Raw genomic sequence first — 26693 nt, forward strand, 5'->3', positions numbered from 1 at the left:
ATATAATCTGGGTTGCGCCGATATATTTTGAAAATCGCTGATATAACTCACGTTACGATCGATATTTTTAAAAACGGCCTCGATTAATTTTTCACAGGCTGATTTTTAATAAAGAAGTCCATAACATAAAATACTTCGTCATCAGGTATTTGTATTTCAAATGTGTTTTCAATTGGTTGCAACGCTTTTTTTACTTTCATATACATCCAGTACTCATCTTGTCTTCTTTTCTCTTTATCAGGGTGAGGAAGAAGGCTTTCTCCTTTTTGAAGACGGTCAACCATACAGCTCATATGCAGAATAACACCCATTAAGCTATCAGGAGTTAGCTGTAAGGAAATTAATTCCTGAATTGTATTTAATGCGTAACGAATTGTTTTGATAAGTAATGCTCCATCGTTACGCTGCATTTGTTGTTCAAGAATATCCGCCATTTTTGCATATGTTTCTTCATACGTAATTAATTCTTGAATTGGCTGAATCGCTGTGTAGTTTACGATGTCTTGGAAATGATATGTTAAGCATGGTACTTGCACATCGAAATTCGTGACAATACAAATGATGTTACGCTCTTTTTTTATGTTCTCAATCATTTTCGTTAAATCTTTTTCATGGACGATACTAATTGGAATAATTTCAATTAAGTCTTTATCAAATCGTAAATAGTTCTCTAACATTTTTTGAATAGCTAAAGCACTTCCTTCACCAGTTAAGCAAGCTGTTAAAATAACAGATTTCATTGGAGAGAGAGGTTTTTTCTTTTCTTCTTGTACGTTTAAGTAAAATGGTGTTAAATTTTTTACTGTTTCATACAGCGCATCTAATGAATAACCGAGCTGAGCTTTTCGAGCTGCTTCTAGTGCGTGTGGTGTGCTCGTCATCGAGAGAACACGTACAGGGATTTTGAACTCCGTTTCTAATATGTCACCGATATAAGCAAGTGACCCCATATCGACAAGTAAGAGAAGCCCATTTACATTTTGTAGTGTTTTCATATACACTTTCACACGTTCCAAGAAATCTTTCGGTGATTCGTGTAACGGCATATCAATACCGGTTACTTCCTCAATGCCGAGAAGTTCGTTTGCGACGTTTGCCATTTCAGTTGCGATGCCATTACCGTGTGCTAATATTAATACTTTTACTTCTGTTTGTGAGGCAGGAATTGGATCAACAACGAAGAACATTGTTAAAAAGCCAGCTTCATCAATAGGCATTGTTATTTGTAATTCTTCCTCCAGTAGTTGAATGCATTGCATAGCTACGGAAAAAGCTTCTTTATATTTCGTACGAATTTGATTTAATTGTGGGTGATGTATTTGTTTGCCGCTTTGTAAACGTTGTAGAGTTGTCTGTACATGTAAACTTAAAGCGAGAAATACTTTTTCATCAAACGTCTTAGATAAATGCTTTTCAGCAAGTTCCGCTATTTTTTCACATACGGAAACGATATTACGATCCACAATTTTAAAAACATTTTCATGGCTTGTTTTTTTTGATATTTGGTTAAAATATTGTACGAAAAAGCTTTGAACATCATTTTCTATTAGTAATTCTAATTCTTCCTCTTCAATACCACGTGCTTGAAGTTCTTCGTATTTATAATCAATATAATCGTAAATAGAAGAGCGTTTTTCATCTTCTGTTTTATGATTACTCCAACCTTCCTCACCTGTAAATACAAATGTTTCATTTGGTATTTGGTATAAGTGACGGCTCTTCCTTTCAATGAACAACCCTTCTTTCATATACCAAGGTAAATCTGAACTTGAAACATAGACAGAATCACGTTTCTTTGTGACCAAATCAGAATAGGCTTTCGCACAGGCAATTTGAACATCTGTTTTTAATTGACCAATGTTATTGGGACAATTGTAAAAGACGAAAGCACGCATTGCATTTGGGCTAACGTGAATGTCTTTTCGCAGACGAATTGCTTCATTTGTGAAAAATCGCTGTAGTAAAGCAAAGCGCTCTTTATGTGTACGCTCACGAAGTGGTGGCAGCGTAACAGTCATTGGTATACGTCTTGTAAATGTTTTTAATAAAAATGAATTTGGTTCTTCTGTTGTTGCAGTAATGATTAATACTTGTGCTTTACGTTCGTTCTCTGTTTCTCCAAGGCGGCGGTATACTCCGCGGTCAATAAAGGTGAAAAGCATTTCTTGTCCCTCTGGAGGCAGGCGATGTACTTCATCTAAGAAAAGAATTCCTTCATGTGCTTTTTCAATTAACCCTTTTTGATCATTTGCTCCTGTATAAGCTCCTTTTTTAATCCCAAATAATTGCCCGAGTAGTAACTGTGGATTATTTGCATAATCAGCACAGTTAAATACGATAAATGGTGCATCTTTTGGAAGCTGTTCAACTTCAATTGCATATTCGTGCATTAAAGAAGCAAACATAGACTTTCCGACCCCTGTTTCTCCCAGTAGTAAAGTATGCATACCGTTTGGAGGATAGAGAATAGAAGCTTTCGCTTTTTCAATTGCAATTTTAAGGCTCGTATTTTCAATTGCAAATGTATCTAATGAAGTTATGTCTTTTGAATGCGTTTCCAACGAAGTGTTCGTTTCTATGTAAAAACGAACAGGTCGCGTATTTGTTTTTAATAAACGTTTATCTTTTACAAGTTTGTTTAAATCGCTACTTACATTGGCGCGATCTAGTTGCAGAAATGTAGCGAGTTCTGATGCGGTTACACCTTCTGTATAATTGCCTTTTTGTATTGCGTTAAAAATGAGATCTATTCGTTTCATTTCTATTCACCTCGAAACTTCATCACTATTTAAAATTTTACACAAAAATGGGAAGGGTGGGAAGAGAAAAATAAAACAGCTTTAGCACATAGGCGCTAAAGCTGTTACAATCTTGTGTCTTTCCAAAAATTCACTTTGAGATGAGAAGAAGGATTATAGGGAAGAAGTTTGTATCCTTGTGACTGTAAGTAATCAATTACTTTTGGCAGTATTTGTACGGTTACACTCGAATCATGCATTAAAATGACTTCGACTTGTTCATCACTTTGATTACGTACTCTTTCGAGTATGGCAGAAGGATTGTCATAGCTTTTCCAGTCGTATGTATCGATCGTCCAATCCCACATTTTATACTGGGCCGATACAAGTGCGTCACGGTAATTCTTTTTTAAATAAGGCATACTACCATATGGAACGCGAACGAGATGTGTATTTAATTTCGTAACTTGCTGGACAATGCTTTGTGTTTGCTCCATTTCTGCAATTAAAGTGGAAGGGTCACCAGTGTAAAGGCGTTTTACATCATGTGACATGCTGTGGAGCCCGATATAATGTCCTTCTTTAATTAATCGTTGCATCGTTTTTGTGTAATGTGGCACTTTTCCGCCAATAACAAAGAAAGTTGCTTTTCCGTTCTTTTCTTTTAAGATGTTTAAAATTTGTGTAGTATATTTGTTTGGCCCGTCATCAAATGTTAAGTACGCAATTTTTTGTGTAGGAGAAGTTGTTTCAGTATTTGGATGATATTCAGCAGGAATAACAGTTGTTGCTTCAGTATTAGATGATACGTACATAGTAATCGTTAAAAATAAAATAATACATTGAAATACTCGCTTGATCATAACATTCACCCTCAGTTTGACAATCAAGATGTAAAAAAGAAAACTTGATACTTTTCTTATTATGTATAGCTTTCTCCAATAGAGGAACTCTCAAACAATCTATATTTTGGAAATATAAAATGAGAATAAAAAATAGCATCCTCTTATAAGAAAGAGGATGCTATTTGAATATTTCATAATTGAAAAGGCTATACTACAATTAGTCTTCGCGTTTTTTCACTTTTTTATAAAAGGAAATGATTGGTTTGTAGCGTTCATGTACAAGCCCGATTATTTCAGCGATGATTTCTGTGAAGAAAATCAAAGCGAAAAGAAGAATAATGGATAACCATAACGTTGCACTAGTGAAAATAATGGCATTTACACTAAAGAAAATACCGAATGCGTATATAATTAGTACCGTTTTGCGATGAGAGAATCCCATTGCAAGTAAGCGGTGATGTAAATGCGATTTATCTGGTGCTGAAATAGGTTTTTTATTTACGATACGACGGATGATTGCAAATATCGTATCAAATATAGGTACACCTAAAATGATAATTGGAACGATAAAACTGAATAACGTTACACTTTTGTATAATCCAAGTAACGATATAACAGAAATACAGTATCCTAAAAATAGTGCTCCTGTATCTCCCATGAAAATTTTTGCTGGATGGAAGTTGTAGAATAAAAATCCAATTGTACTTGCTAATATAATTAATGCAAGTGGCAAGATAATAGCTGTTCCAGTACCCCATGGGCTAGTGAAGGCCATATATGCTAGCGTTGCAAGTACGATAGATGAAATCCCAGCAGATAATCCATCTAAGCCGTCAATTAAGTTGATTGCATTCGTAATACCTACAAGCCAAAATACTGTAATTGGATAAGCAAGCCATCCAAGTTCAGTATCCCCAAGGAATGGGATATATAATACTTGCACTAATAATCCACTTTTTACAATCATCATGGCAACTAACAGTTGCCCACCGAATTTTACTCTCGCAGATAACTCGTACATATCATCTAAAATTCCGATGATTACAATGATAATCGCACCTAGCGTTATCGATAACATTCTTTGTTCATATAAGCCGCCGACAACAAATCCTACAGCTACACCAATAAATATTGCCAACCCGCCAAGACGTGGCATAATCTTTTGGTGCACTTTACGTGCGTTTGGCTTATCTGTCGCTCCTATTTTAAAAGCTAATTTAATAACTAAAGGAGTAACGACGAGTACAGTGATGAATGATGCCAAAATGGCATAAATCACTTGTGAGTCCATTAATACCCCACCCTTTATAGTCTAACGTAATTTTTTTTTGAAAATATATTTATCTGAAAATTATGATGTTTATTTACAGGCTCATAACATATGGTATCACAAAAAGATTAGAATTCAATCTTTTTTTCTTTTTACGGTTAATGGAAACGGATAGAATATATGACAATTGTATATAGAATGTTGAATCATATAAGAAGGTTAATTGTACTGGGCTTTGGAATGTAACATTTCCTCTTTTTCTTCAATAGTGAATACTTTTATTTCAGTATTATAAGTGTTGCACCTAGAAATGAGTAAGTTTCGTGTTAAAATGTGGGAATTTATCACGCGTGAACTGGCAGCCGGATTCTCACTGATTAAGTTTTACTTTATAGTGCATTTAATTTTACAAAAACTTTAAAAAAAATAAGGGAAGTAATTCATATAATGAAGAAGGAAAAGGTTTTTCTCATTTTTAATATGAGAGGAGGAAGCACAGGAAGAGTTCTATATTTCATATCTTTTCTATTGTAAATTCCTGTGCGAAAAGGAAATGAAAATTACGATAGTAGGTACTGGATATGTTGGATTGATTACAGGAGTAGGATTGGCAAAATTAGGGCATTCAGTTACATGTTTTGATATAGATGATGAAAAAATTGAACGGATAAAACAAGGGGATTTACCTATTTATGAGGCCAGATTACATGAATTAATAAATTATGCATATGAGAATAATGCTTTAACTTTTACATCAAATAAAGAAGAGGCATTTGATGATGTAGAGTTTATATTTATTGCAGTTGGAACACCACCTTTATTAGATGGGACGGCAGATTTAACGTATATTCAGAGTGCTTGTAACGATATTGGATTATATGCGACGAACGATATTATTGTTGTTACGAAAAGTACAGTTCCAGTAGGTACAAATGATGTAATGAAGGGATGGATTGAGGAGAAGTTAAAAGGGAGGCATACAGTACATATCGTATCGAATCCAGAGTTTTTGCGTGAAGGTTCAGGTATTTATGATTTCTTTCATGGAGATCGTATTGTAATTGGAGCGGATAGTGAGGAAGTAGCAAGAAGAGTAGAGAGTTTGTATAGTGAATTATGTTTAGAAACGTATGTTACAGATATTAAAAGTGCGGAGATGATTAAATACGCGTCGAATGCCTTTTTAGCTACAAAGATTAGTTTCATTAATGAAATTTCAAATATATGTGAGAAGGTAGGCGCGAATGTATTGGATGTTGCCAAAGGGATGGGAATGGATAAGAGAATCGGTGCATCTTTTTTAAATGCGGGCATTGGCTACGGAGGGTCGTGTTTTCCGAAAGATACGAAAGCACTGGTACAAATTGCGGGAAATGTTGCTCATGATTTTCGTTTGTTAAAAGCAGTTATTGAAGTAAATAATAAGCAACAGCTGCTATTGATTGAAAAAGCGAAAAAAGTTATGAACATGAATAAAAAGCGGATTGCAGTTCTTGGCGCATCCTTTAAACCGAATACGGATGATATTAGAGAGGCATCATCTCTTATTATAATAGAAGCATTAATTAATATAGGTGCAGATATTGTTCTTTATGACCCAAAAGCAATTCAATATGTAAAGAATATATTTGGAGATGCTATACAATATAGTAGATGTATAGATGAATCGATTAGAGATGCGAGTGCGGTTTTTATCGTAACAGAATGGGGAGATATTCAAACGTATCCGTTAGAAAAGTACGTACAACTTATGAGGGAGCCTATTTTATTTGATGGGAGAAATTGTTATACTGATGAAGATGTTAAGAAACAAAAGATAGATTATTACTCGGTGGGAAGAAAAAGTATTTGTAATAGAAAAGTTTCTGTTATGCGTTAAAAAGGGATGTACTCATGCATATTTTTATATGTCATAATAGAAGCTGTAATTAGTGAAAGAAAAGAGGCAATCACATGACTGAACGTTTAAAAGTAATGACAATTTTCGGGACACGTCCAGAAGCAATTAAAATGGCACCTCTTGTATTAGAGTTGCAAAAACACCCAGAAAAAATTGAATCGATTGTGACTGTAACAGCACAACATCGCCAAATGTTAGATCAAGTATTAAGTATCTTTGGAATTACGCCAGATTTCGATTTAAATATTATGAAAGACCGCCAAACTTTAATTGATGTTACAACGCGTGGTTTAGAAGGTTTGGATAAAGTAATGAAAGAAGCGAAGCCGGATATTGTACTTGTACATGGTGATACAACAACAACATTTATTGCAAGTTTAGCTGCTTTTTATAATCAAATTCCAGTAGGTCATGTTGAGGCGGGCCTTCGTACATGGGATAAGTATTCTCCATACCCAGAAGAGATGAATCGTCAATTAACAGGTGTAATGGCGGATCTTCATTTCTCACCGACAGCAAAATCAGCAACGAACTTACAGAAGGAAAATAAAGATGAGTCACGTATTTTCATTACAGGAAATACAGCGATTGACGCACTACAAACGACTGTAAAAGAAACATATAGTCATCCTGTACTAGAGAAACTTGGAAATGATCGTCTTGTACTTATGACAGCTCACCGCCGTGAAAACTTAGGTGAACCGATGCGTAATATGTTCCGTGCAATTAAGCGTCTTGTTGACAAACATGAAGATGTACAAGTTGTGTACCCTGTTCATATGAACCCTGTTGTTCGTGAAATAGCAAATGAAATTTTAGGTGAACATAACCGTATTCATTTAATTGAGCCGCTAGATGTAATTGATTTCCACAATGTTGCAGCTCGTTCATACTTAATGTTAACGGATTCTGGTGGTGTACAAGAAGAAGCTCCATCACTTGGTGTACCAGTTCTTGTTCTTCGTGATACAACAGAGCGCCCTGAAGGTATTGAAGCAGGTACGCTGAAATTAGCAGGAACAGACGAAGAGACAATCTTTGGTCTTGCTGATGAGCTGTTATCAGATAAAGAAGCTCATGATAAGATGGCGAAAGCATCTAACCCTTACGGTGATGGTCGTGCATCAGAGCGTATTGTAGAAGCAATTTTACAGCACTTTAATAAGTAAATAAAAAAGGCCCAATCGCATAGATTGGGCCTTTTTGTTACGGCTGATTGCGCATAATCCACTCTGCATGAGCATTTGTAGAAGGTGGCGGATCAGTTGGTGTTTTATTTTGGTTTGTTGCTTTTTTTGTTTGTTCGTTAGAATTAGAACTTGAATTTGAATCAGGATTTGAATTGTTTTTTGTAGTTGGGTTTTTTGCTTTTTCTCCTAATTCTTTTTCAATTTCGTTACGCACCGTTTCGACACTGATTGGATCTGGAAGGAAGTAATAAATACCGCCTATCTTTTTGTCTTCGCCTTCAAGCTTTAACGTTTGTATTGTAGAAGGATCAAATCCAGAGAGTTTATTGTAAAGAGCAAGTCCGTCTGAAATAGGAATGTCGGTTTTTATATATTTTCCAACTACAGTCGTTAAATCTTTAATTTTAAATACAGTAGAGGTGGAGTTTAGCTTTTGGGCAACAGCGGCCAGTAATTGTCTTTGTCTAGCAGCACGACCATAATCGCCATTTGGATCTTGCTTTCGCATACGGACGTAAGCAAGTGCTTCTTCACCGTTTAAGTTTTGCTGTCCTTGCTTAAATTGAATTTTTTTGTAGTAATCCACGTCAGAGCGCTCCCAAAAATCGAAGGGTACGTCAACGGTAACACCGCCAACAGCATCAACGATACCTTTAAAACCTTGGAAATCAATTTTAATATAATGGTCTACAGGAACTTTTAGAAAACCTTCTACAGTTTTGATTGCCATTTCCTCTCCACCGTAAGCATGAGCGGCATTAATTTTGTCTTCTTTTCCCTTTCCAACAATCGGAACGCGGCTATCACGAGGAATGCTCATAAGTGAAACCTTTTTAGTTTTCGGATTGACTGTTGCAAACATTAATGAGTCTGTACGACCATTTTGACCATCTGTCGCATAATCTTCTATACCCATAATGAGAATTGTAAAAGGTTCCTTTGTAATTTCTACATCTTCGTTTCTTAAATCCGATTTTTCACGAGTAAAACCACTATACATCCCCATAAGAGAAGAGTAAGAATTTAACACATAAACTCCTATGCTGCCAAATAAAAATGCGAAAATAAGGAAGAAGAAAAGTTTCCTTCTTCGCTTCTTTTTTATTCTGCTATTTTGGAGATGATAATAACGTTCTTCCATATATAATCTCCTTAGTTCGTTAGTTCATTTGTAGGGAAGTAATTCACTACATTAATCTTTGAAGGTGATAAATGGGTTATTCTTAGATAACATCTTGTTCTAAGTACAACATATCTCCTTCTGTAATTGTACATTTCCCGTTTGTTAATTCAATCATCCAATCTGTAAATGCTTGTTTGCCGTCTTCTTCTACATACGTATCAAATGTGACATTTTCTAGATAATGAATATCTTTAATGGCATATTTTGAATTGCGTAATTCATTTTCCACTTTGCCAAGTAATGTGTAATCAATCTCGGTTTGCATCACACGCATTAGTTTTCGCTGAACAACACCGACATGATTAATGCCTTCGCTTGTACACTTTCCATATGCACGAATTAATCCACCTGCGCCAAGTTTAATGCCACCAAAATAGCGTGTTACGACAACAACGGTATCTTTTAGTCCACGTTTTTTAAGTACCTCTAGCATTGGTACGCCAGCTGTACCGCTAGGCTCGCCGTCATCATTTGCTTTTTGAATATGATCTTGTTCGCCAATTAAATAAGCGGAACAATTATGTGTTGCATTCCAATGTTGTTTTTTTATTTTTTGTATAAATTCTTGAGCCTCTTCCTCAGTCGTTGCTCGGCTAATATAACAAATAAATCTTGATTTTTGAATGACGATTTCGTGTTCGCCGTAGTCTTTGATTGTAAAATATTGTAATAGCAATTGTGTACGCCCCTATCTATCAAAATGACTAGTACTTTCCATTTTAAAAGCGAGCCTTTTTATATTCAAACATTTTTTCTAAATATGCTGAAGTTTTTGGTGAGTATTTTATCTTTTTGTTGTAATTTGTCGAGATGGTAGGTATAATTTCAACCGGCATTTTCATGTATGGATGCACCATTTGTAGTTTTCGTGTAAAATTAGGAAATAAAACTTTTTATAAGGCAGGTACGAAAATGAAAATAGCTATTGTTACTGATAGTACGGCATATATACCGAAGCAAATTCGTGATGAACTCAATATATATATGATTCCATTAAACGTTGTGTTTGGAACAGAATCTTATCAAGAAGAAGCTGAAATTTCAGCAGATGATTTTTATGTGAAAGTACGTGAACAAGAGGAACTTCCAAAAACTTCTCAACCAGCAATCGGAAAGTTTGTTGAGCTATATGAAGAACTAGCTAAAGATTATGATGCAGTTATTAGTATTCACCTATCAAGTGGAATTAGTGGTACATATCAAACATCAACGACAGCTGGACAGATGGTAGAAGGTATTGATGTATACACGTATGACTCTGAAATTAGTTGTGAAGTACAAGGATTTTATGTGCGTGAAGGTGCAAAGTTAGCAAGTGAAGGAAAGAATCCAAAAGAGATTATCGCTCGTTTTGATGAAATGAAGAAAACGATGGACGCCTATTTTGTAGTTGATGATTTACATCATTTACAACGTGGTGGTCGATTAAATAGCGCGCAAGCTTTCATCGGTAGTCTGTTACAAGTGAAGCCAGTTTTATATTTTAGAGATAAAATCATTATTGCGTTTGAAAAGATTCGTACACGTAAAAAAGCATTAAAACGTATCATTGAAATTTTTGATGAGCAAGCAAGTAAAGGTGTACCTATGGAAGCAGTTATCATTCATGCGCAACGTGAAGAGGAAGCGAATGAATGGAAGAAAGAATTAGAAGCAAAATATCCTCACGTCACAATTCGTACAGGTTATTTTGGGGCTGTAATTGGTACGCACTTAGGTGAAGGTGCATTAGGTCTTGGATGGTATACGAAGTAATAAAGATATAAAAAGCTCTCTTTTTAAGAGGGTTTTTTTACGGGTATGTTACGTTTAGTTGACAAGTTAATATTTGGAAATGGTAAAATGTACGTAAAATAAAATAATGAGGAAAGTTTTATAACTTACTTTTTACAAGAAACTATATTATAATGGAAGAGAGGTGAAACATATGGAGCATAATTCTTGTTTATGTCCAAAGTTTGAGTCAGCTTTTACTCTGCTTAGTAAGAAGTGGACTGGCTTAATTATTAAATCTTTGCTTGAAGAGTCGAAACGTTTTAGAGAAATCGCAGATATTATCCCAAATATGAGCGATCGTATGTTGTCAGAGCGTTTGAAGGAATTGGAAAGCGAGGGCATTGTAGTTCGTAATGTCTATCCAGAAGTACCAGTTCGAATCGAGTATGGCTTAACTGACAAGGGAAAAGCGTTAGAAAGTGTTATGGATGAGGTCCAAAATTGGGCTGAGAAATGGATGAAGTAGCATTTCATCTGTATTCGTATATTTAATAAAACGTAAGGAATTCCTTACGTTTTTTCTTTGTTTATAGAAGTGAGAAAAGTATATAAATTTCTACACATACATACAAAAATATACGCATTTTGCGCTAGAGCTACATATAATATTACATTTGTTTTACAAAAACGTAACATTAGCAAAAAAAATCCCGAATTATGGTATAAATTTTATAGGTTATATACGGAAAAAGAAAAAAGAAAGCGGTGTAAAAAATAAAATGAAAAAGCTAAAAATGGCATCTTGTGCATTAGTTGCAGGATTAATGTTTTCTGGGCTAACACCAAATGTATTTGCAGAAGATAAAATTTCTGATGTGAAATCACAAATTAACACACAAAATGACACTTTACATAAACAACAACAAGAACGTGATGAATTACAAAAACAAATGAATGACTTAAACAAAACAATTCAAGGTTTAGATAAATCTGTTCAAGAGAATGCTGCAAAGCTTGATGAAACAATGAAAAAAGTTTCTGATACTGAGCAATTAATTGAAAAGAAAAATAAAGATATTGCAGAATTACAAACAAAGATTGCAAAACGTGAAGAGCTATTAAGAAAGCGTTTAGTTGCACTTCAAGAACAACCAAATACGAACGTTGTAACAGAAGTTCTTGTAAACTCTAAAAACGTTGCAGATTTAGTTGATCGTTTAACTTCTGTTTCTAAAATTCTTGAGTCTGATGAAGATATCATGAAAACACAACAAGAAGACCAAGCTAGTGTGAAAAAAGATGTTGCAACGGTAAAAGAAAAACAAAAAGAATTAAAAGAAGCACAAGCTCAAATTGAAACTGCTAAGAAAGAACTTGACGCTGAAAAAGAGAAAAAAGCAACAGCGGTAAACGATTTAAGCGGTAAAATGGATACAGTTGTAACTTCAATGACAAGTACGGAAGGTCAATTGAAAGAGCTTGAGAAACAAGCATTACAATTACAACGCATTGCCGAAGAAGAAGCACAAGCAAAAGCTGCACAAGAAGCTGCTGCTCAAAAACAAGCAGAGCAAGCTGCTAAAGCTGCGCAAGCTCAACCAGCACAAGCACCTGCAGAGCAAGCTGCACCAGCAAACAATGGTGGACAAGCTCAAAAAGAAGAGCCTAAAAAGGAAGAGCCTAAGAAAGAAGAGCCTAAAAAAGAAGCACCTAAACAAGAAGAGAAAAAACCAGCTCCAAATGTGGGTGGCGTAATTGGTAAAGCGCAAAGCTACTTAGGTTTACCATATGTTTGGGGAAGTGCATCTCCATCAAACGGTGGTTTTGACTGTAGTGGATTCATTTCTTACATCTTTGGTGTAGGTCGTCAAGACGTTAGGGGTTACTGGAACTCAGTTTCTAAAGTAGATAGCCCACAACCAGGAGACTTAGTATTCTTCCAAGGTACTTATAAAGCAGGTCCATCTCACATCGGTATTTACGTTGGTAATGGCCAAATGATCCATGCTAGCGATAAAGGAATTGCGTACGGTGATATTAACAGTTCGTATAACCAAAAACATTTCTTAGGATACGGTCGATTCTAGGATTTATAAAAGAATAAAAACCGTGTATAAAGTCGATAGCTTACTATTTTATAAGTAGGTTATCGGCTTTTTTGAGTTTTTACGAGATGATGAGAAAGGTTTATAGTAGTGCTGGAGGTGATTGTTGATGCTAGCGGGGAAACAGTTGCTATTAGAAGAACTTTCTTCAGATTTACAGAGGGAATTAAACGATTTGAAAAAGAAGGGAGAGATCGTATGTGTACAAGGTGTAAAAAAGAAGAATTCTAAATATATGTGCCAACGCTGCGGAAATGTAGATCGGCGGCTATTTGCGTCGTTTTTATGTAAAAGGTGCAGTAAAGTGTGCGCATATTGCCGGAAGTGTATAACGATGGGGAGAGTAAGTGAATGTGCTGTACTTGTTCGCGGGATTGCTGAAAGAAAGAGAGAAAAGAATTCAAATTTGTTACAGTGGAACGGGACGTTGTCTACTGGCCAGAATTTGGCGGCGCAAGGAGTTATAGAGGCTATTAAGCAAAAAGAATCATTTTTTATTTGGGCTGTATGCGGGGCTGGGAAAACAGAGATGTTGTTTTACGGAATTAACGAAGCGCTTCAAAAAGGAGAAAGAGTTTGTATCGCAACGCCGAGAACGGATGTTGTTCTGGAATTAGCACCGAGATTGCAAGAAGTATTTCCATATATAAAGGTAGCGGCTTTATATGGAGGGAGTGTGGATAAAGAAAAAGATGCAGTACTAGTCGTTGCGACTACGCATCAATTATTACGTTATTATAGGGCGTTTCATGTCATGGTTGTAGATGAGATAGATGCGTTTCCATATTGTGCAGATCAAATGTTACAGTACGCGGTAAAACAAGCGATGAAAGAAAAAGCGGCGCGTATTTATTTAACTGCGACTCCAGATGAAACGTGGAAGCGAAAACTTAAACAAGGTAAACAAAAAGGTGTTATTGTTTCTGGACGATATCATCGTCATCCTTTGCCAGTTCCTTTATTTTGTTGGTGCGGGAATTGGAAAAAAAACCTCATTCATAAAAGAATTCCTCGAGTTTTACTACAGTGGTTACAAACATACTTAAATAAAAAATTCCCTATTTTTTTATTCGTCCCCCATGTGCGATATATAGAAGAAATAAGCTTGTTGTTAAAACCATTAAACAATCGAATTGAAGGTGTACATGCAGAAGATCCAGGGAGAAAAGAAAAAGTAGCGGCTTTCAAAAAGGGAGAAATCCCATTATTAGTTACAACGACAATTTTAGAGCGAGGCGTAACGGTGAAAAATTTGCAAGTCGCAGTTTTGGGGGCGGAAGAAGAAATGTTTTCAGAAAGTGCGCTCGTACAAATTGCGGGCCGAGCAGGGCGGAGCTTTGAAGCACCGTATGGAGAGGTCATTTATTTTCACTATGGCAAGACAGAGGCGATGGTGCGCGCGAAAAAACATATTCAAGGTATGAATAAAAATGCGAAAGAACAAGGATTGATCGATTAATGCATTGTTTACTTTGTGATGAGTGTTTTGTAGAAAAGATTAGTTGGTACACTTTTTTTGTAAAGTGTCATAGAAAATATATATGTGATAGATGTGAGCAGAAACTTTCCTATATTATAGGAGAAATTTGCATGGAGTGCGGGCGACCTTTAGAATTTGTTCCTGCCGCATTTCAAGAAGACGGTATTTGTATAGATTGTATAAGGTGGACGAAAGAGGAGAAGTATCGTTCTTTTAAAAACCGTTCGTTATATATGTATGATGATGAGATGAAAGAAATAGTAGCACAGTTTAAGTTTCGGGGGGATGCGGAGTTAGTGCACATTTTTTATCGTCCTTTTCGAAGTTTATTTCAAAAGTATTTTGCCAATGTTTCAACCGTTATCGCTGTTCCGCTTAGTAAGGAAAGGGAAATTGAACGTGGTTTTAATCAAGCTGAGTTATTAGCAACTTGTTTGCCTGTCAAAATTTCTTATCCATCATTAAGAAGAAGGGAAACAGAAAAGCAAAGTAAGAAGACACGTAAAGAAAGGGTGTCAGGAAGCAATCCTTTTTATTTTCAGGGAGAAGAGATGTTTTCTGAGCAACATATTTTACTCGTTGATGACGTGTATACGACAGGGATTACAGTTAGGCAAATCGGAAGTTTGTTATATGAAAGAGGGGCAAGAGAAGTATCTAGTTTGACACTTTGTAGAAGTTAATATGGCAGTGTCGAAAGGGATAATAAAAAGGCGATAAGTCTTCTTTGACTTCATATGTTGTCATTCGTTATAGTCAAAATATGGGGCGAATGCCCTGATTTTTAGAGTGAAGGGAATGGAATGAACATGCAAGGAAGAGTGAAATGGTTCAATGCAGAAAAGGGATTTGGGTTTATTGAGCGTGAAGATGGTGACGATGTATTTGTCCATTTTTCTGCTATTCAACAAGATGGATATAAGTCATTAGAAGAAGGGCAACAAGTAGAGTTTGACATTGTAGATGGAGCACGTGGACCACAAGCAGCTAATGTTGTGAAACTGTAGGGTATATTGTTTTTGGAAGAGAAAGCTGCGTTTGTGGCAACGTTATATATATGTAGTAGAACCTCTTGTTTTTCGCAAGGGGTTTTTGTTATAGTGTAAGTTGTCAAAAAGTTGTTTCTTTTCTGTAACGAATTGTCCACAGTTATATTCGTTACTCACGATGTTAATAGGATAAAATAAAGATAGAAACGATGCATCTTTTCATTTCAACAAAAAACGATAAAAAAATCGCAATTCCACTAATTTTTTTAAAAAAGTTAGAAGGAGTTTTTAAGCCAATGTCGAAATTATAATACATAGGCTTGAAAGGAGGAATTCATCTATGAAATTCAACATTCGTGGTGAAAATATTGAAGTAACTCCAGCATTAAAGGAATATGTAGAGAAAAAACTAAGTAAGTTAGAGCGTTATTTTGATACATTCCCAGAGATTAAAGTTAATTTAAAAGTATACTCTGACAAGCAACGTGTCGAGGTAACAATACCATTTACTGATTTATTACTTCGTGCAGAAGAAACTAATAGCGATATGTACGCTGCTATCGATTTAGTAGTTGATAAAATTGAGCGACAAATTCGTAAACATAAAACAAAAGTAAATCGTAAGTTACGTGAGAAAGGTTCTATGAAAACGAACTTTATCCTTCCAGAAGCAGTAGCTGTTTTGGATGAGGTAGAAGAAGATGAATTAGAACTTGTACGTACAAAACGATTCGATTTAAAACCGATGGACGTTGAAGAGGCAATCCTACAAATGGATATGCTAGGACATAATTTCTTCGTCTTCACAAATGCTGATACAAACGAAACTAATGTTGTATATGGCCGTAAAGATGGGAAATACGGTTTAATCGAAACTAAATAATAATTCGAAAGCGCAGCCGAAATGGCTGCGCTTTTTTTGTATTTTTCGCAGCAAGGTTAAAAAAGTTTTATAAGTAGCCGATTTCATTAAGAAGTGATTTTTAGGCGGTATTTCCTCAAAACAGCAGGAGAAAATTCGAAACTTAGAGAGGTGAGTTACTCTTTATTATTTGGAACAGGCATAGGAATGTAGCTACCTTTACAAGTAATTCTTTGCTAGGGATATAGTATTGTTTTTAAAAATTTAACGAAATGTTCGCAAGTGTAAAAGTAATATTAAATATTCTGAAATCCATTGAAGGTGTGTTGAGGTGTTGTTACCATAATATTGTATTATATTGATTTTGTTCCTTCAGTGGAAAAATACAATCAATATAATGCTACAAATTATCGGAGGTGCTTTTAGTGGGCATTAAGAAAAAAAGTCGTTTTATGTTTGGATCTGTTTTATCGTTAGGTATTTTAGCTAGTACTTTCGCTTTAACCGAACCGGCTAAGGCTAGTACAAGGGATGACCATGTGAATTTTACCTTTAGACTTTGGAGTCCATATGATTATACTAATGCACGTCCTAAAGAGACGCCTACCTCTATGTATATGCGTGTGAAGAGCAGTGAGAAGGGCGGAGGTTCTTTCAATGTTTGGACAGAAGCAGATAAAAATAAAAATGCAGAAGATAGAAAATGGGTAAATGTTTCAGGTAAGCATGAAGGAACAGTGATACCAGGTAGAACATATCTTTTTCAAAATTATGCATATGAAAACCATGGGAAAAATGTGCCTGTGAGATTTGGTGGTTATTCTAGAGAAAATAATGCTTATCCTACTGCTTGGAGTCCTGATAGTGTAAGACATAGTGGACCTTACATTGAATATTGATTTAGAAATTATAAATTGAAATTATTTATTTTATAGTGCTAGAAAAAGTCGTATAGTTTCAAATCCGGATTATACGACTTTTCCTGCTATTTCATTTTTAAAATAGGAGGAGCTGTAATGAGGTTTATTTCAAAATATATTTTAGTTTGTTTTTTTATATTGAGTATTAGTTTCTTAGTTTCTTGTCAAAAGAAAGTAGATGAACCTATTGTACATATTGAAGATACTTTAACGGAAAAAGATAATTTGAAAAGTATTGAATTAAAAGGAATTAACAAAAATACTATTTTTGAACAAGTGTTTTTGGAAAGTGAAAATGGTGATGATTTCTTTCAAGGACAAATAGAAAAAAATGATAGTTTAATAGAGGATAAGCTTTCAAATAAAAAATTGAAATTAGGAGTTATACCAGAAAATTATTATGTTTTTTTGACGGGTGTTACGAATAAGAAAAAACCAACGTATCTCTTGGGACGGATTGAACAAACTGATGGAGAAGTAATTCAGTGGAAACAAGAAGTTAAGAGTGTAAAAAGAAAAGGCACAAATGATGTTTATCAGTATGAAGTTGAGTTTCCTAAATTTGAAGGAGAGAGAGCAAATGTTTCTTTTCGTTACATTTGGTTAAATAAAGAAAAGAAATGTTATGGTGTTGCGGATCAATTGTTCATATTAAAAAAGATTTAAATTTAATGGTTTATGGAGGAGCTATAGATGAGTTACTTTTTAGGAAGGATTTTAAAAGGTAGGATGTTTTGGTTGTCTTTATTTATTATGTTAGTAATTGTTATTGCTCAATATATTGCTATGTTTGTGACAACTAAAGGATTTAACGATGCTGGGATTATAAAGGTATCCCCATATTTATCTAATATTTTATATTTTAATAGATTATCGTTTTATAGTGAGTTTTATTTACTTATATTTCCTATGCTTTCCGCAATGGCTGTAGCAGGGATTTATAGAATTGATAAAAATTATGGATTTATTTATCCTGTTATTTCTAAGATGGGAACATGTTATTATTTTAAGCTGCTTTATTTTATTAATTTTAGCGTATCTTTTTTTATTATAAGTGTCCCTTTACTATTTAATTTTTATTTATATGTGATGACTTATCCAACAGTTGCTCCGCATCCAATATTAAATTATATGGCTTCTACTGTTTCGCCAACAGCTCAATTTCATATAGTTTATTATAAGTACCCTACTTTATATTTTCTAATGTATGTATTTTTAAATGGTTTATACGGTGCGGTTTTTTCGAGTTTAGCTTTATCAGTTTCGTTTTTTATAAAACGAGTTTATTTTATTTATTTAGTTCCATTTATTTTACATATTTTTTGGCTTGGTATTGGAAAAGGGATTCTCAATCCTAAAGATTATTTAATTAAAGATTTTGGCTTTTTTGAATTGCAAATTTTTCTTAGTGTACTGTTATGTATTTGGTTTTGTTCTGTAGTTCTTTATTTACGGGGGAGTAGGAAGCATGTTCTTTTATAATGTTATGAAAGAAACTATAAGGATGAAATATGTTTGGTTAAGTATTCTTTTTGTACTTAATGTTAGTATCATTGGTTGCTTGTTCAATTATTTTGAACCCGGAATTGTAAAAGAGAAAATGAACGAATTGGAAGCTTTGTATAAGGTTATTTCGTTGTATAATTTGTCGACTATATTTATTCCTTTAACAATTGTTTTTTCTGTATATTCTATGTCGAACTTTTTTAGTATTTATGTTGTTTACAGAGTGAATAATGCATTGAAATTAGTTTCTATATATTATTTAAAATTATTCGTTTTTGTTTACTTTTTTGCTGGGAGTATGATTTTACAGTTGTTTTTGATGTCAACTATGATGGCTGTAACTAGTGTTGATGTAAATTATCCATTATTATTTTGCATTCAATTATTTGCGAGTGTTTTTATATGTATGATAAGTGCTTTATTGCAATTATTTTTACCTAGTTTACTTGTAATAATATGTATGATTACTGCTGTTTTATTAGATAGATTTATATTACATGGATTTTTATTTACAAATGCTTTTTATATAAATGTCTTTGAAGATGCTACTGGTTTATTTATACGCTTATTTGGCTGTTTTTTTATCTTTTTTATAAGTGTATGGATTTTATCTAAAAAAAGTTATATTTCTATGAATGATGAGACAGAGGTGGTCTAGTTTACATTATGATCTTATATTATTTGTTAAAAAGAGATTTATATGTAAGGTTTCGAGATTCCATCAAGATAATGGTTTTTTTATTCTTAATTTACGCTATTATTGCAATTGCCTTTTTATACAATCAGCCTCTTAGTAATGGTAAAGAATCTGTATTAGTAGATGTTACCTTTTATCGATTTTTTCATGGAGTAGATTTTGTGGATTTATCTTATTTTTATAAGGAGGGGCGATTTTCTATCCCTTTTTATTGGATATTCTTTCAAATCACTCCTTTGTTGCTTGTAGGGAATTTTGCTTTTTCAGATATTCAACAGAATGGTGTTTATTTATTTCCTCGTGTTAAGAAGAAGCATTTTCTGTGGTTAACGAAAATATTATCTTTGTTTTTTTATATAATTATTATTTGGATTGGTATGTATTTTATTTGGTTTAGCGCTTACTATTTGCTTTCTTTAGGCGAGTATAATTTTTTAAATTTATATAGTCAATTTCCTTATAAGATATTAGGTACTATGCTAATTCAAATAATTATAAGCTTTTTATTAGCTTTGATTTTTGAGTTTTTAACTTTTTATATACCGATAACTATTGTTTTTGTACTAATGTTGTTGTACCTATTTTTGTCTATTTTCTTTCATAGTATTTATTTTTTAGGCTCTTTTGTTATGCCAAATCGTTGGTATTTTGTTGATCACAGTTCAATTCAATTGACTTTAGGTAATAATCAATCTATTCAATATAATGATTTACTTTTAATAGGAGTAGTAATTGTTGTTGTAATGATTTTATTAGGTAGTTTTTGTTTTAAAAAACTAGATGTGATAGGTGAATAATTTATGGACAATTATATTAAATGTGAATGTATGACGAAAAGATTAAAAGGAAATATTGTGTTAGATAATATTAGTTTGTCAGTAAAAAAAGGCGAATTTTTAGTTTTGAAGGGGCATAATGGCTCTGGTAAAACGATGATTTTACGCGCTATATCAGGGTTAATGCGCTTGAATTCTGGAGTTGTTTATATAGATAATGAAATAATTGGAAAACAAAAGCAATTTCCTGATTCTATGGGAATATTGATTGAATATCCAAGTTTTATTCCAGGGTATACTGGTTTTCAGAATTTGAAATTTTTATCATCGATTAACAATAAAATCTCCGATGAGGAGATTTATAATATTATTCAAAGGGTTGGACTTGATAAAACAGATAAGAGAAAGTATAAAAGATACTCTTTAGGTATGAAACAACGTTTAGGGATAGCGCAAGCTTTAATGGAACAACCAAAATTACTGTTATTAGACGAGCCAACTAATGCTTTAGATAGTGATGGGATAAAAGATGTTTTAGATATTTTGAAAGTAGAAAAAGCCAAGGGAACGACTATTGTTGTAGCCAGTCATGATGTGCATGTTCTAGATAATGAAATGGTAGATCGTATTGTACATGTTAATAATGGAAAGTTGGTAGATTAAGAGTGACGAGAAAACATATCTTAATAAGTATTGGATTGTGTCTGTTGCTATGTATATTTGCTAGTTTATTTAGATTTAAAACATTAAATCTAAATAATGAATCTTATAAAGTGGTAAAAGATGAGTTTTTATCTAATAGAACTTTTGAAGATGAGCGAGGAATTACGTTTCATGCACTTGATCCTCTTGATCCTACAAAAGTTTATGATCCCTATGAAGACCGTGAAGTAGTGACGTATGTGTTACCTTTAGATATTACAAATACAACAAATCGAGATATTAACTTGCTTAGTAATAAGTCTATTTCCGATACAATGTTTTATTCTAAAATAGGTGAGTTTTATAATTTAATCCCTTATTCAATGGAATTACCTAAAAAATATCAGTTTGATCCTGTAATACCTGCTGGTAAAACGGTACGAGGGTATATAGGGACAAATTATTTTACAGGAGATGACCCTTATAAAAATTATAAAAACTTTTCAAATGAATCAACTAAAGTGAAATTCATTTCTTTTATGAAGGATAGGAAAGGGAAATATCATGAATTGGAAATACCGATAAATTAATAAAATTTATGATTGATACAGCTATATGTTAATGGTATTTGTAGATTTTGCAACATAACAATATCTTTTAAAGTCGGAGTTTTTTTGTAGGTGTAAGTATCTATGGATGCTACACCTGCAAAGTTTCCGGCTTTTTGTAATTGTTGATTTAGATTTTATTAAGGAATTTCTGGTAGTCATATTCTTTCAAAGGAAACTTGAAAGAATATGACTTAGATTTAATACGAAATTTGTAACGTGAAATTGAAATAGCGAGACAGAGAAAAGGAACGTAACAAATGAAATAAAAACTTTTTTTGAATATAAGGCCCGACATCTTGCCGATTGTTGTCATAGTTATAAGACAAGTGTTACAATTATCATTAGGTATATACATTTTAGTTTTTTTAATTAGGAGAAAAATTGGCATAACATACATTTGATTTTTATAACGACTGATTGTAATAGAGAAAAAGAAAACAATCGGAAGTTTTATTTTAATAAAAAGAGGAGCGTATTTCCTATGATCGGTATTTTAAAAAAGGTGTTTGATGTAAATCAACGCCAAATTAAACGTATGCAAAAGACAGTTGAGCAAATTGATGCATTAGAGTCATCTATTAAGCCACTAACTGATGAACAATTAAAAGGAAAGACGCTTGAATTTAAAGAACGTCTAACAAAAGGTGAAACAGTAGATGATCTACTACCTGAAGCTTTTGCAGTTGTTCGCGAAGCGGCAACTCGTGTTCTTGGAATGCGTCCATATGGCGTACAGTTAATGGGTGGTATTGCCTTACATGAAGGGAATATTTCTGAGATGAAAACGGGTGAAGGTAAAACGTTAACATCTACATTACCTGTATATTTAAATGCATTAACAGGAAAAGGTGTTCATGTTGTTACAGTCAATGAATATTTAGCACAACGTGATGCGAGCGAAATGGGACAACTTCATGAGTTCCTTGGCTTAACGGTAGGAATTAACTTAAATAGTATGTCACGCGAAGAGAAACAAGAGGCTTATGCTGCTGATATTACGTATAGCACAAATAATGAGCTTGGATTCGATTACTTACGTGATAACATGGTTTTATATAAAGAGCAGTGCGTTCAACGTCCACTTCACTTTGCTATTATCGATGAAGTCGATTCTATTTTAGTCGATGAAGCACGTACGCCGCTTATTATTTCAGGACAAGCTCAAAAATCAACAGAGCTATACATGTTTGCAAATGCATTTGTTCGTACGTTAGAAAATGAAAAAGATTATTCATTTGATGTGAAAACGAAAAATGTAATGCTAACAGAAGATGGTATTACGAAAGCGGAGAAAGCTTTCCATATTGAAAACTTATTCGATTTAAAACATGTAGCACTTCTTCACCATATTAATCAGGGGCTTCGTGCACACGTTGTTATGCACCGTGATACAGATTATGTTGTACAAGAAGGCGAAATCGTAATTGTAGACCAATTCACTGGTCGTCTTATGAAAGGTCGTCGTTATAGCGAAGGATTACACCAAGCGATTGAAGCAAAAGAAGGTGTAGAAATTCAAAATGAAAGCATGACGCTTGCAACAATTACATTCCAGAACTACTTCCGTATGTATGAAAAATTATCTGGTATGACTGGTACAGCGAAAACAGAGGAAGAGGAATTCCGTAACATTTACAATATGAACGTTATTGTAATTCCGACAAACAAACCGATTATTCGTGATGATCGTGCCGATTTAATCTTTAAATCAATGGAAGGTAAGTTCAATGCTGTTGTTGAGGATATTGTAAATCGTCATAAAAAAGGACAACCTGTTCTTGTAGGTACAGTTGCAATTGAAACTTCAGAGCTTATTTCAAAAATGTTAACGCGTAAAGGTGTACGTCATAACATCTTAAATGCGAAAAACCATGCTCGTGAAGCAGATATCATTGCAGAGGCTGGTATGAAAGGTGCTGTAACAATCGCGACGAACATGGCAGGTCGTGGTACAGATATTAAGCTTGGAGACGATGTGAAAAACGTTGGTTTAGCAGTTATCGGTACAGAGCGTCACGAAAGTCGTCGTATTGATAATCAGTTACGTGGTCGTGCTGGTCGTCAAGGGGACCCTGGTGTTACGCAGTTCTACTTATCGATGGAAGATGAATTAATGCGCCGATTTGGTTCAGATAATATGAAAGCAATGATGGACCGCCTTGGTATGGATGATTCTCAGCCGATTGAAAGTAAAATGGTTTCTCGTGCGGTAGAATCTGCACAAAAACGTGTTGAAGGAAATAACTATGATGCACGTAAGCAGTTACTGCAATATGATGATGTACTTCGTCAACAACGTGAAGTTATTTACAAACAGCGTCAAGAGGTAATGGAGTCTGACAACTTACGCGGCATTATTGAAGGTATGATGAAATCTACAGTAGAACGTGCTGTTGCCCTTCATACACAAGAGGAAATTGAAGAAGATTGGAACATTAAAGGTCTTGTTGACTACTTAAATACAAACCTTCTTCAAGACGGAGATGTAAAAGAAGAAGAATTACGTCGCCTTGCTCCTGAGGAAATGAGCGAACCGATTATCGCGAAATTAATAGAGCGATACAATGAAAAGGAAAAGCTTATGCCAGAAGAGCAAATGCGTGAGTTTGAGAAGGTTGTTGTATTCCGCGTTGTAGATACGAAATGGACAGAGCATATTGATGCGATGGATCACCTTCGTGAAGGTATTCATTTACGTGCTTACGGTCAAATCGATCCACTTCGTGAGTACCAAATGGAAGGGTTCGCGATGTTCGAGTCAATGGTTGCTTCTATTGAAGAGGAAATTTCTCGTTACATTATGAAAGCTGAAATTGAACAAAACTTAGAACGTCAAGAAGTTGTGCAAGGTGAAGCTGTTCATCCTTCTAGTGATGGCGAAGAAGCAAAGAAAAAGCCAGTTGTAAAAGGTGACCAAGTGGGCCGCAACGATTTATGTAAATGTGGTAGCGGTAAAAAATATAAAAACTGCTGTGGTATCGTTCAGTAATATAGGACGGTAGCTTTGGCTGTTTTGCAAACTTTTATATCAAAAATGTATAATTAAGAAGGATTAAACTCTCTCCGTAATAAGTGGAGAGAGTTTCCCTTGTTTTCATACGAAAGTAACAGCAATTACATAGAGGTGAAGGAAATGGAATTAGTAGAAATTAGACAGGAATTAGAGAAAATGGCTAAGCGATTAGCGGCTTTTAGGGGGTCTCTTTGACCTCCCTACTAAGGAGAAACAAATTGCAGAATTAGAAGAAAAAATGATGGGCGCAGGATTTTGGGATGACCAACAAGGCGCACAAGCTGTAATTAATGAAGCGAATGCGTTAAAAGATATGGTTGGAAAGTTCCGTCAGTTAGATGAGACGTTCGAAAATTTAGAAATCACGCATGAGCTTTTAAAAGAAGAGTATGATGAAGATTTACATGAGGAATTAGAATCAGAAGTAAAAGGCTTAATTCAAGAAATGAATGAGTATGAGCTTCAGTTACTATTAAGTGATCCTTATGATAAAAATAATGCGATTTTAGAATTACATCCAGGTGCAGGTGGAACTGAGTCACAAGACTGGGGTTCTATGTTATTACGTATGTACACACGCTGGGCTGAAAAACGCGGATTCAAAGTAGAAACGGTTGATTATTTACCAGGTGATGAAGCTGGTATTAAGAGTGTAACTTTATTAATTAAAGGTCATAACGCTTACGGTTACTTAAAAGCAGAGAAAGGTGTACATCGTCTTGTACGTATTTCACCATTCGATTCTTCAGGGCGCCGTCATACATCGTTCGTATCTTGTGAAGTTGTACCAGAGTTCAATGATGAAGTTGAAATCGAAGTACGTACAGAAGATTTAAAAATTGATACGTACCGAGCAAGTGGAGCTGGTGGGCAGCACGTAAATACGACAGATTCAGCAGTTCGTATTACACATACACCGACAAATACGGTTGTAACATGTCAGTCGGAGCGCTCTCAAATTAAAAACCGTGAGCATGCGATGAAAATGTTAAAAGCGAAATTATATCAAAAGAAACTAGAAGAGCAACAAGCAGAATTAGATGAAATTCGCGGAGAGCAAAAAGAAATCGGATGGGGTAGCCAAATCCGTTCTTATGTATTCCACCCGTATTCTCTTGTAAAAGACCATCGTACAAATACGGAGGTTGGTAACGTACAAGCTGTTATGGATGGAGAGATTGATCCATTTATTGATGCTTACTTACGTTCTCGCATCTAATAAGCGAAAAAAAGCCAACGAAATTGTTGGCGCATGCTGAGGACAATAGAGGATATAAAGAATTTGATTTTATTTTTATAGATGAAGTAAAGAGGAAGAGAAGTTGGAAACGACAACTTCTCTTTTTGATGGGATTATATGTAGATTACAATGCTGTATATTGTTTTGTAAAAAGTAGAGAATAGTAAAATAGAGCGGTAATAGGGTAAAGATTTATATAGAACTTTTCTAATTTTCCTTTTAAAAAGGATACTTTATAGAAGTTTTTTTAGTTGTTCACAGAATTGAAACAACTTATGAAAGCTTTATTTTATCAAGGTTCTCACTGTATTTTTGAGGAATATGAAATACACCTTAGTTTTTCTATATAAAGATAATGCTTATAATGAAAATGAGTGTGTTAGGAATAAAAAGAATATCAACAATAGGGAGCGATAGAAGTGAAAAAGAAATTGTTGGCTATTGCGCTAGGGACATCGGTTGTTTTTGCTTTAGGAGCATGCGGAAATAAAGAAGAGAGTAAGTCTTCGAAACAGTCTGCAAGCACAGACAGCGCAGAACAAATTTTCCAAAGAAGTTGTGCGGGATGTCACGCAACAGATTTATCAGGGGCAACTGGACCTGATTTAAGAAAAGTAGGCGGTAAGTACGACGCTGCAGATATCGAAGAGATTATTAAAAAAGGCCGCGGTTCAATGTCACCAGGACTTATTCAAGGTGAAGATGCGAAAAAAGTATCTGAATGGTTAGCTGAACATAAATAAAAAAGGTGAAATGGACGAGTTGATAATATAGTCAACTCGTTTTCCTTTTTTCTGGTATGTAACATAACTGTAACAAAAATGTATCCAAATTGGAAACCGTTTGATGTTACAATGGGGTTTGTAGAATTTTGCTGAAATATATTACATAGAGTGGTATTGCTTATGAGAAAGCATAAGTAAACTACCTTCAACAAGGATGAATAAATGAAAATGAAGGATGTCTTTTATTTTCAGATGTACAGAAAAGTATTTCGAAAAAAATCATTA

24 protein-coding genes and 1 pseudogene are annotated in these 26693 nt (G+C 34.3%); 19 read left to right on the top strand and 6 right to left on the bottom strand.

From position 1 onward, the window contains the following. Positions 1-83 precede the first annotated feature (83 nt). The 3 genes from QCI79_RS14905 to QCI79_RS14915 all read right to left on the bottom strand — a co-directional run bounded on the left by QCI79_RS14905 (position 84) and on the right by QCI79_RS14915 (position 4874). Positions 84-2759, bottom strand: coding sequence for a sigma-54-dependent transcriptional regulator (locus QCI79_RS14905; RefSeq protein WP_021727781.1), 2676 nt, complete (start codon positions 2757-2759; stop codon positions 84-86). Positions 2760-2863: 104 nt separating this feature from the next. After that, complete coding sequence (locus tag QCI79_RS14910; protein WP_000597152.1) at positions 2864-3601, bottom strand: polysaccharide deacetylase family protein; 738 nt, start codon at positions 3599-3601, stop codon at positions 2864-2866. Positions 3602-3800: 199 nt separating this feature from the next. Continuing rightward, positions 3801-4874: a glycosyltransferase family 4 protein gene (locus QCI79_RS14915; protein ID WP_000378321.1), complete on the bottom strand. Its 1074-nt coding sequence runs from the start codon at positions 4872-4874 to the stop codon at positions 3801-3803. Positions 4875-5406: 532 nt separating this feature from the next. Between QCI79_RS14915 and QCI79_RS14920 the strand changes: the two genes are divergently transcribed. Both QCI79_RS14920 and wecB read left to right on the top strand, forming a co-directional pair. Then, positions 5407-6732 (top strand): UDP-glucose dehydrogenase family protein, encoded by a 1326-nt coding sequence (locus tag QCI79_RS14920; RefSeq protein WP_000704918.1) that lies wholly within the window; start codon positions 5407-5409, stop codon positions 6730-6732. 74 nt (positions 6733-6806) lie between these two features. After that, a complete protein-coding gene (wecB, locus tag QCI79_RS14925) occupies positions 6807-7922 on the top strand; it encodes a non-hydrolyzing UDP-N-acetylglucosamine 2-epimerase (RefSeq protein ID WP_000140145.1) in 1116 nt (371 codons plus the stop codon). Positions 7923-7959: 37 nt separating this feature from the next. Here wecB and QCI79_RS14930 read toward each other — a convergent pair whose 3' ends face one another. Continuing rightward, positions 7960-9084, bottom strand: coding sequence for an LCP family protein (locus tag QCI79_RS14930; RefSeq protein WP_000392787.1), 1125 nt, complete (start codon positions 9082-9084; stop codon positions 7960-7962). 82 nt (positions 9085-9166) lie between these two features. Then, positions 9167-9802, bottom strand: a complete 636-nt coding sequence (locus QCI79_RS14935; RefSeq protein ID WP_000926665.1) for a YigZ family protein — start codon at positions 9800-9802, stop codon at positions 9167-9169. Positions 9803-10038: 236 nt separating this feature from the next. Here QCI79_RS14935 and QCI79_RS14940 point away from each other — a divergent pair, with 236 nt between their 5' ends. From QCI79_RS14940 to QCI79_RS15005, 14 genes are all read left to right on the top strand, one after another. Continuing rightward, positions 10039-10881, top strand: a complete 843-nt coding sequence (locus QCI79_RS14940) for a DegV family protein (protein ID WP_002101558.1) — start codon at positions 10039-10041, stop codon at positions 10879-10881. 172 nt (positions 10882-11053) lie between these two features. Beyond that, positions 11054-11368, top strand: coding sequence for a winged helix-turn-helix transcriptional regulator (locus QCI79_RS14945; protein ID WP_000400857.1), 315 nt, complete (start codon positions 11054-11056; stop codon positions 11366-11368). Between the two features lie 148 nt (positions 11369-11516). Continuing rightward, positions 11517-12929 (top strand): C40 family peptidase, encoded by a 1413-nt coding sequence (locus tag QCI79_RS14950; RefSeq protein ID WP_000499473.1) that lies wholly within the window; start codon positions 11517-11519, stop codon positions 12927-12929. 127 nt (positions 12930-13056) lie between these two features. After that, positions 13057-14406, top strand: coding sequence for an ATP-dependent helicase ComFA (gene comFA, locus QCI79_RS14955; RefSeq protein ID WP_000879427.1), 1350 nt, complete (start codon positions 13057-13059; stop codon positions 14404-14406). Continuing rightward, entirely contained in the window at positions 14406-15110 is a 705-nt protein-coding gene (locus QCI79_RS14960; protein ID WP_016100030.1) for a ComFC family protein, read from the top strand. The genes comFA and QCI79_RS14960 overlap by 1 nt, the downstream gene beginning before the upstream one ends. A gap of 126 nt (positions 15111-15236) precedes the next feature. After that, on the top strand, positions 15237-15434 hold the full coding sequence (gene cspC, locus QCI79_RS14965; RefSeq protein WP_001990088.1) for a cold shock protein CspC: 198 nt from the start codon (positions 15237-15239) through the stop codon (positions 15432-15434). A 322-nt stretch (positions 15435-15756) separates the two neighbouring features. Next, positions 15757-16299: a ribosome hibernation-promoting factor, HPF/YfiA family gene (gene hpf / locus QCI79_RS14970; protein WP_000671186.1), complete on the top strand. Its 543-nt coding sequence runs from the start codon at positions 15757-15759 to the stop codon at positions 16297-16299. A 404-nt stretch (positions 16300-16703) separates the two neighbouring features. Further along, positions 16704-17177, top strand: a complete 474-nt coding sequence (locus QCI79_RS14975) for a hypothetical protein (RefSeq protein WP_000511547.1) — start codon at positions 16704-16706, stop codon at positions 17175-17177. A gap of 117 nt (positions 17178-17294) precedes the next feature. Continuing rightward, a complete protein-coding gene (locus tag QCI79_RS14980) occupies positions 17295-17864 on the top strand; it encodes a hypothetical protein (RefSeq protein WP_001211058.1) in 570 nt (189 codons plus the stop codon). A gap of 27 nt (positions 17865-17891) precedes the next feature. Continuing rightward, positions 17892-18680 (top strand): hypothetical protein, encoded by a 789-nt coding sequence (locus QCI79_RS14985; RefSeq protein ID WP_000120048.1) that lies wholly within the window; start codon positions 17892-17894, stop codon positions 18678-18680. Continuing rightward, positions 18667-19362, top strand: a complete 696-nt coding sequence (locus QCI79_RS14990) for a hypothetical protein (RefSeq protein ID WP_000466508.1) — start codon at positions 18667-18669, stop codon at positions 19360-19362. Before QCI79_RS14985 ends, QCI79_RS14990 begins: the two co-directional genes overlap by 14 nt. Before the next feature lie 71 nt (positions 19363-19433). Beyond that, positions 19434-20198 (top strand): hypothetical protein, encoded by a 765-nt coding sequence (locus QCI79_RS14995; RefSeq protein WP_033667451.1) that lies wholly within the window; start codon positions 19434-19436, stop codon positions 20196-20198. Positions 20199-20201: 3 nt separating this feature from the next. Beyond that, positions 20202-20840 (top strand): ATP-binding cassette domain-containing protein, encoded by a 639-nt coding sequence (locus tag QCI79_RS15000; RefSeq protein ID WP_000371027.1) that lies wholly within the window; start codon positions 20202-20204, stop codon positions 20838-20840. A gap of 41 nt (positions 20841-20881) precedes the next feature. Beyond that, entirely contained in the window at positions 20882-21409 is a 528-nt protein-coding gene (locus QCI79_RS15005; RefSeq protein ID WP_033676694.1) for a hypothetical protein, read from the top strand. Here QCI79_RS15005 and QCI79_RS35020 read toward each other — a convergent pair. After that, a pseudogene (locus QCI79_RS35020) lies at positions 21406-21555 on the bottom strand (tyrosine-type recombinase/integrase); the annotation flags it as partial. The gene QCI79_RS15005 and the pseudogene QCI79_RS35020 overlap by 4 nt on opposite strands. Positions 21556-21911: 356 nt before the next feature. On the opposite strand from QCI79_RS35020, the gene secA reads away from it, so the two are divergent. The 3 genes from secA to cccB all read left to right on the top strand — a co-directional run bounded on the left by secA (position 21912) and on the right by cccB (position 26426). Next, on the top strand, positions 21912-24419 hold the full coding sequence (gene secA / locus QCI79_RS15010; protein WP_000579387.1) for a preprotein translocase subunit SecA: 2508 nt from the start codon (positions 21912-21914) through the stop codon (positions 24417-24419). 144 nt (positions 24420-24563) lie between these two features. Continuing rightward, a protein-coding gene (gene prfB / locus QCI79_RS15015) for a peptide chain release factor 2 (protein WP_096001716.1) occupies positions 24564-25662 on the top strand; the annotation gives its coding sequence in 2 pieces (ribosomal slippage) (positions 24564-24635 and positions 24637-25662; 1098 coding nt in all). A 440-nt stretch (positions 25663-26102) separates the two neighbouring features. Beyond that, positions 26103-26426, top strand: a complete 324-nt coding sequence (cccB, locus tag QCI79_RS15020) for a cytochrome c551 (protein ID WP_000727971.1) — start codon at positions 26103-26105, stop codon at positions 26424-26426. The last annotated feature ends 267 nt before the right edge of the window (positions 26427-26693 follow it).

It is taken from the genome of Bacillus cereus group sp. MG1 (genome assembly GCF_040460035.1).
GTDB classification, from domain to species: domain Bacteria; phylum Bacillota; class Bacilli; order Bacillales; family Bacillaceae_G; genus Bacillus_A; species Bacillus_A cereus.

What these genes read in the sequence shown, in the direction of transcription:
- QCI79_RS14905 (WP_021727781.1), bottom strand. Translation starts at nt 2,759, where the DNA reads ATGAAACGAATAGATCTCATTTTTAACGCAATACAAAAAGGCAATTAT.
- QCI79_RS14910 (WP_000597152.1), bottom strand. Translation starts at nt 3,601, where the DNA reads ATGATCAAGCGAGTATTTCAATGTATTATTTTATTTTTAACGATTACT.
- QCI79_RS14915 (WP_000378321.1), bottom strand. Translation starts at nt 4,874, where the DNA reads ATGGACTCACAAGTGATTTATGCCATTTTGGCATCATTCATCACTGTA.
- QCI79_RS14920 (WP_000704918.1), top strand. Translation starts at nt 5,407, where the DNA reads ATGAAAATTACGATAGTAGGTACTGGATATGTTGGATTGATTACAGGA.
- wecB (WP_000140145.1), top strand. Translation starts at nt 6,807, where the DNA reads ATGACTGAACGTTTAAAAGTAATGACAATTTTCGGGACACGTCCAGAA.
- QCI79_RS14930 (WP_000392787.1), bottom strand. Translation starts at nt 9,084, where the DNA reads ATGGAAGAACGTTATTATCATCTCCAAAATAGCAGAATAAAAAAGAAG.
- QCI79_RS14940 (WP_002101558.1), top strand. Translation starts at nt 10,039, where the DNA reads ATGAAAATAGCTATTGTTACTGATAGTACGGCATATATACCGAAGCAA.
- QCI79_RS14945 (WP_000400857.1), top strand. Translation starts at nt 11,054, where the DNA reads ATGGAGCATAATTCTTGTTTATGTCCAAAGTTTGAGTCAGCTTTTACT.
- comFA (WP_000879427.1), top strand. Translation starts at nt 13,057, where the DNA reads ATGCTAGCGGGGAAACAGTTGCTATTAGAAGAACTTTCTTCAGATTTA.
- QCI79_RS14960 (WP_016100030.1), top strand. Translation starts at nt 14,406, where the DNA reads ATGCATTGTTTACTTTGTGATGAGTGTTTTGTAGAAAAGATTAGTTGG.
- cspC (WP_001990088.1), top strand. Translation starts at nt 15,237, where the DNA reads ATGCAAGGAAGAGTGAAATGGTTCAATGCAGAAAAGGGATTTGGGTTT.
- hpf (WP_000671186.1), top strand. Translation starts at nt 15,757, where the DNA reads ATGAAATTCAACATTCGTGGTGAAAATATTGAAGTAACTCCAGCATTA.
- QCI79_RS14980 (WP_001211058.1), top strand. Translation starts at nt 17,295, where the DNA reads ATGAGGTTTATTTCAAAATATATTTTAGTTTGTTTTTTTATATTGAGT.
- QCI79_RS14985 (WP_000120048.1), top strand. Translation starts at nt 17,892, where the DNA reads ATGAGTTACTTTTTAGGAAGGATTTTAAAAGGTAGGATGTTTTGGTTG.
- QCI79_RS14990 (WP_000466508.1), top strand. Translation starts at nt 18,667, where the DNA reads ATGTTCTTTTATAATGTTATGAAAGAAACTATAAGGATGAAATATGTT.
- QCI79_RS14995 (WP_033667451.1), top strand. Translation starts at nt 19,434, where the DNA reads ATGGTTTTTTTATTCTTAATTTACGCTATTATTGCAATTGCCTTTTTA.
- QCI79_RS15000 (WP_000371027.1), top strand. Translation starts at nt 20,202, where the DNA reads ATGGACAATTATATTAAATGTGAATGTATGACGAAAAGATTAAAAGGA.
- secA (WP_000579387.1), top strand. Translation starts at nt 21,912, where the DNA reads ATGATCGGTATTTTAAAAAAGGTGTTTGATGTAAATCAACGCCAAATT.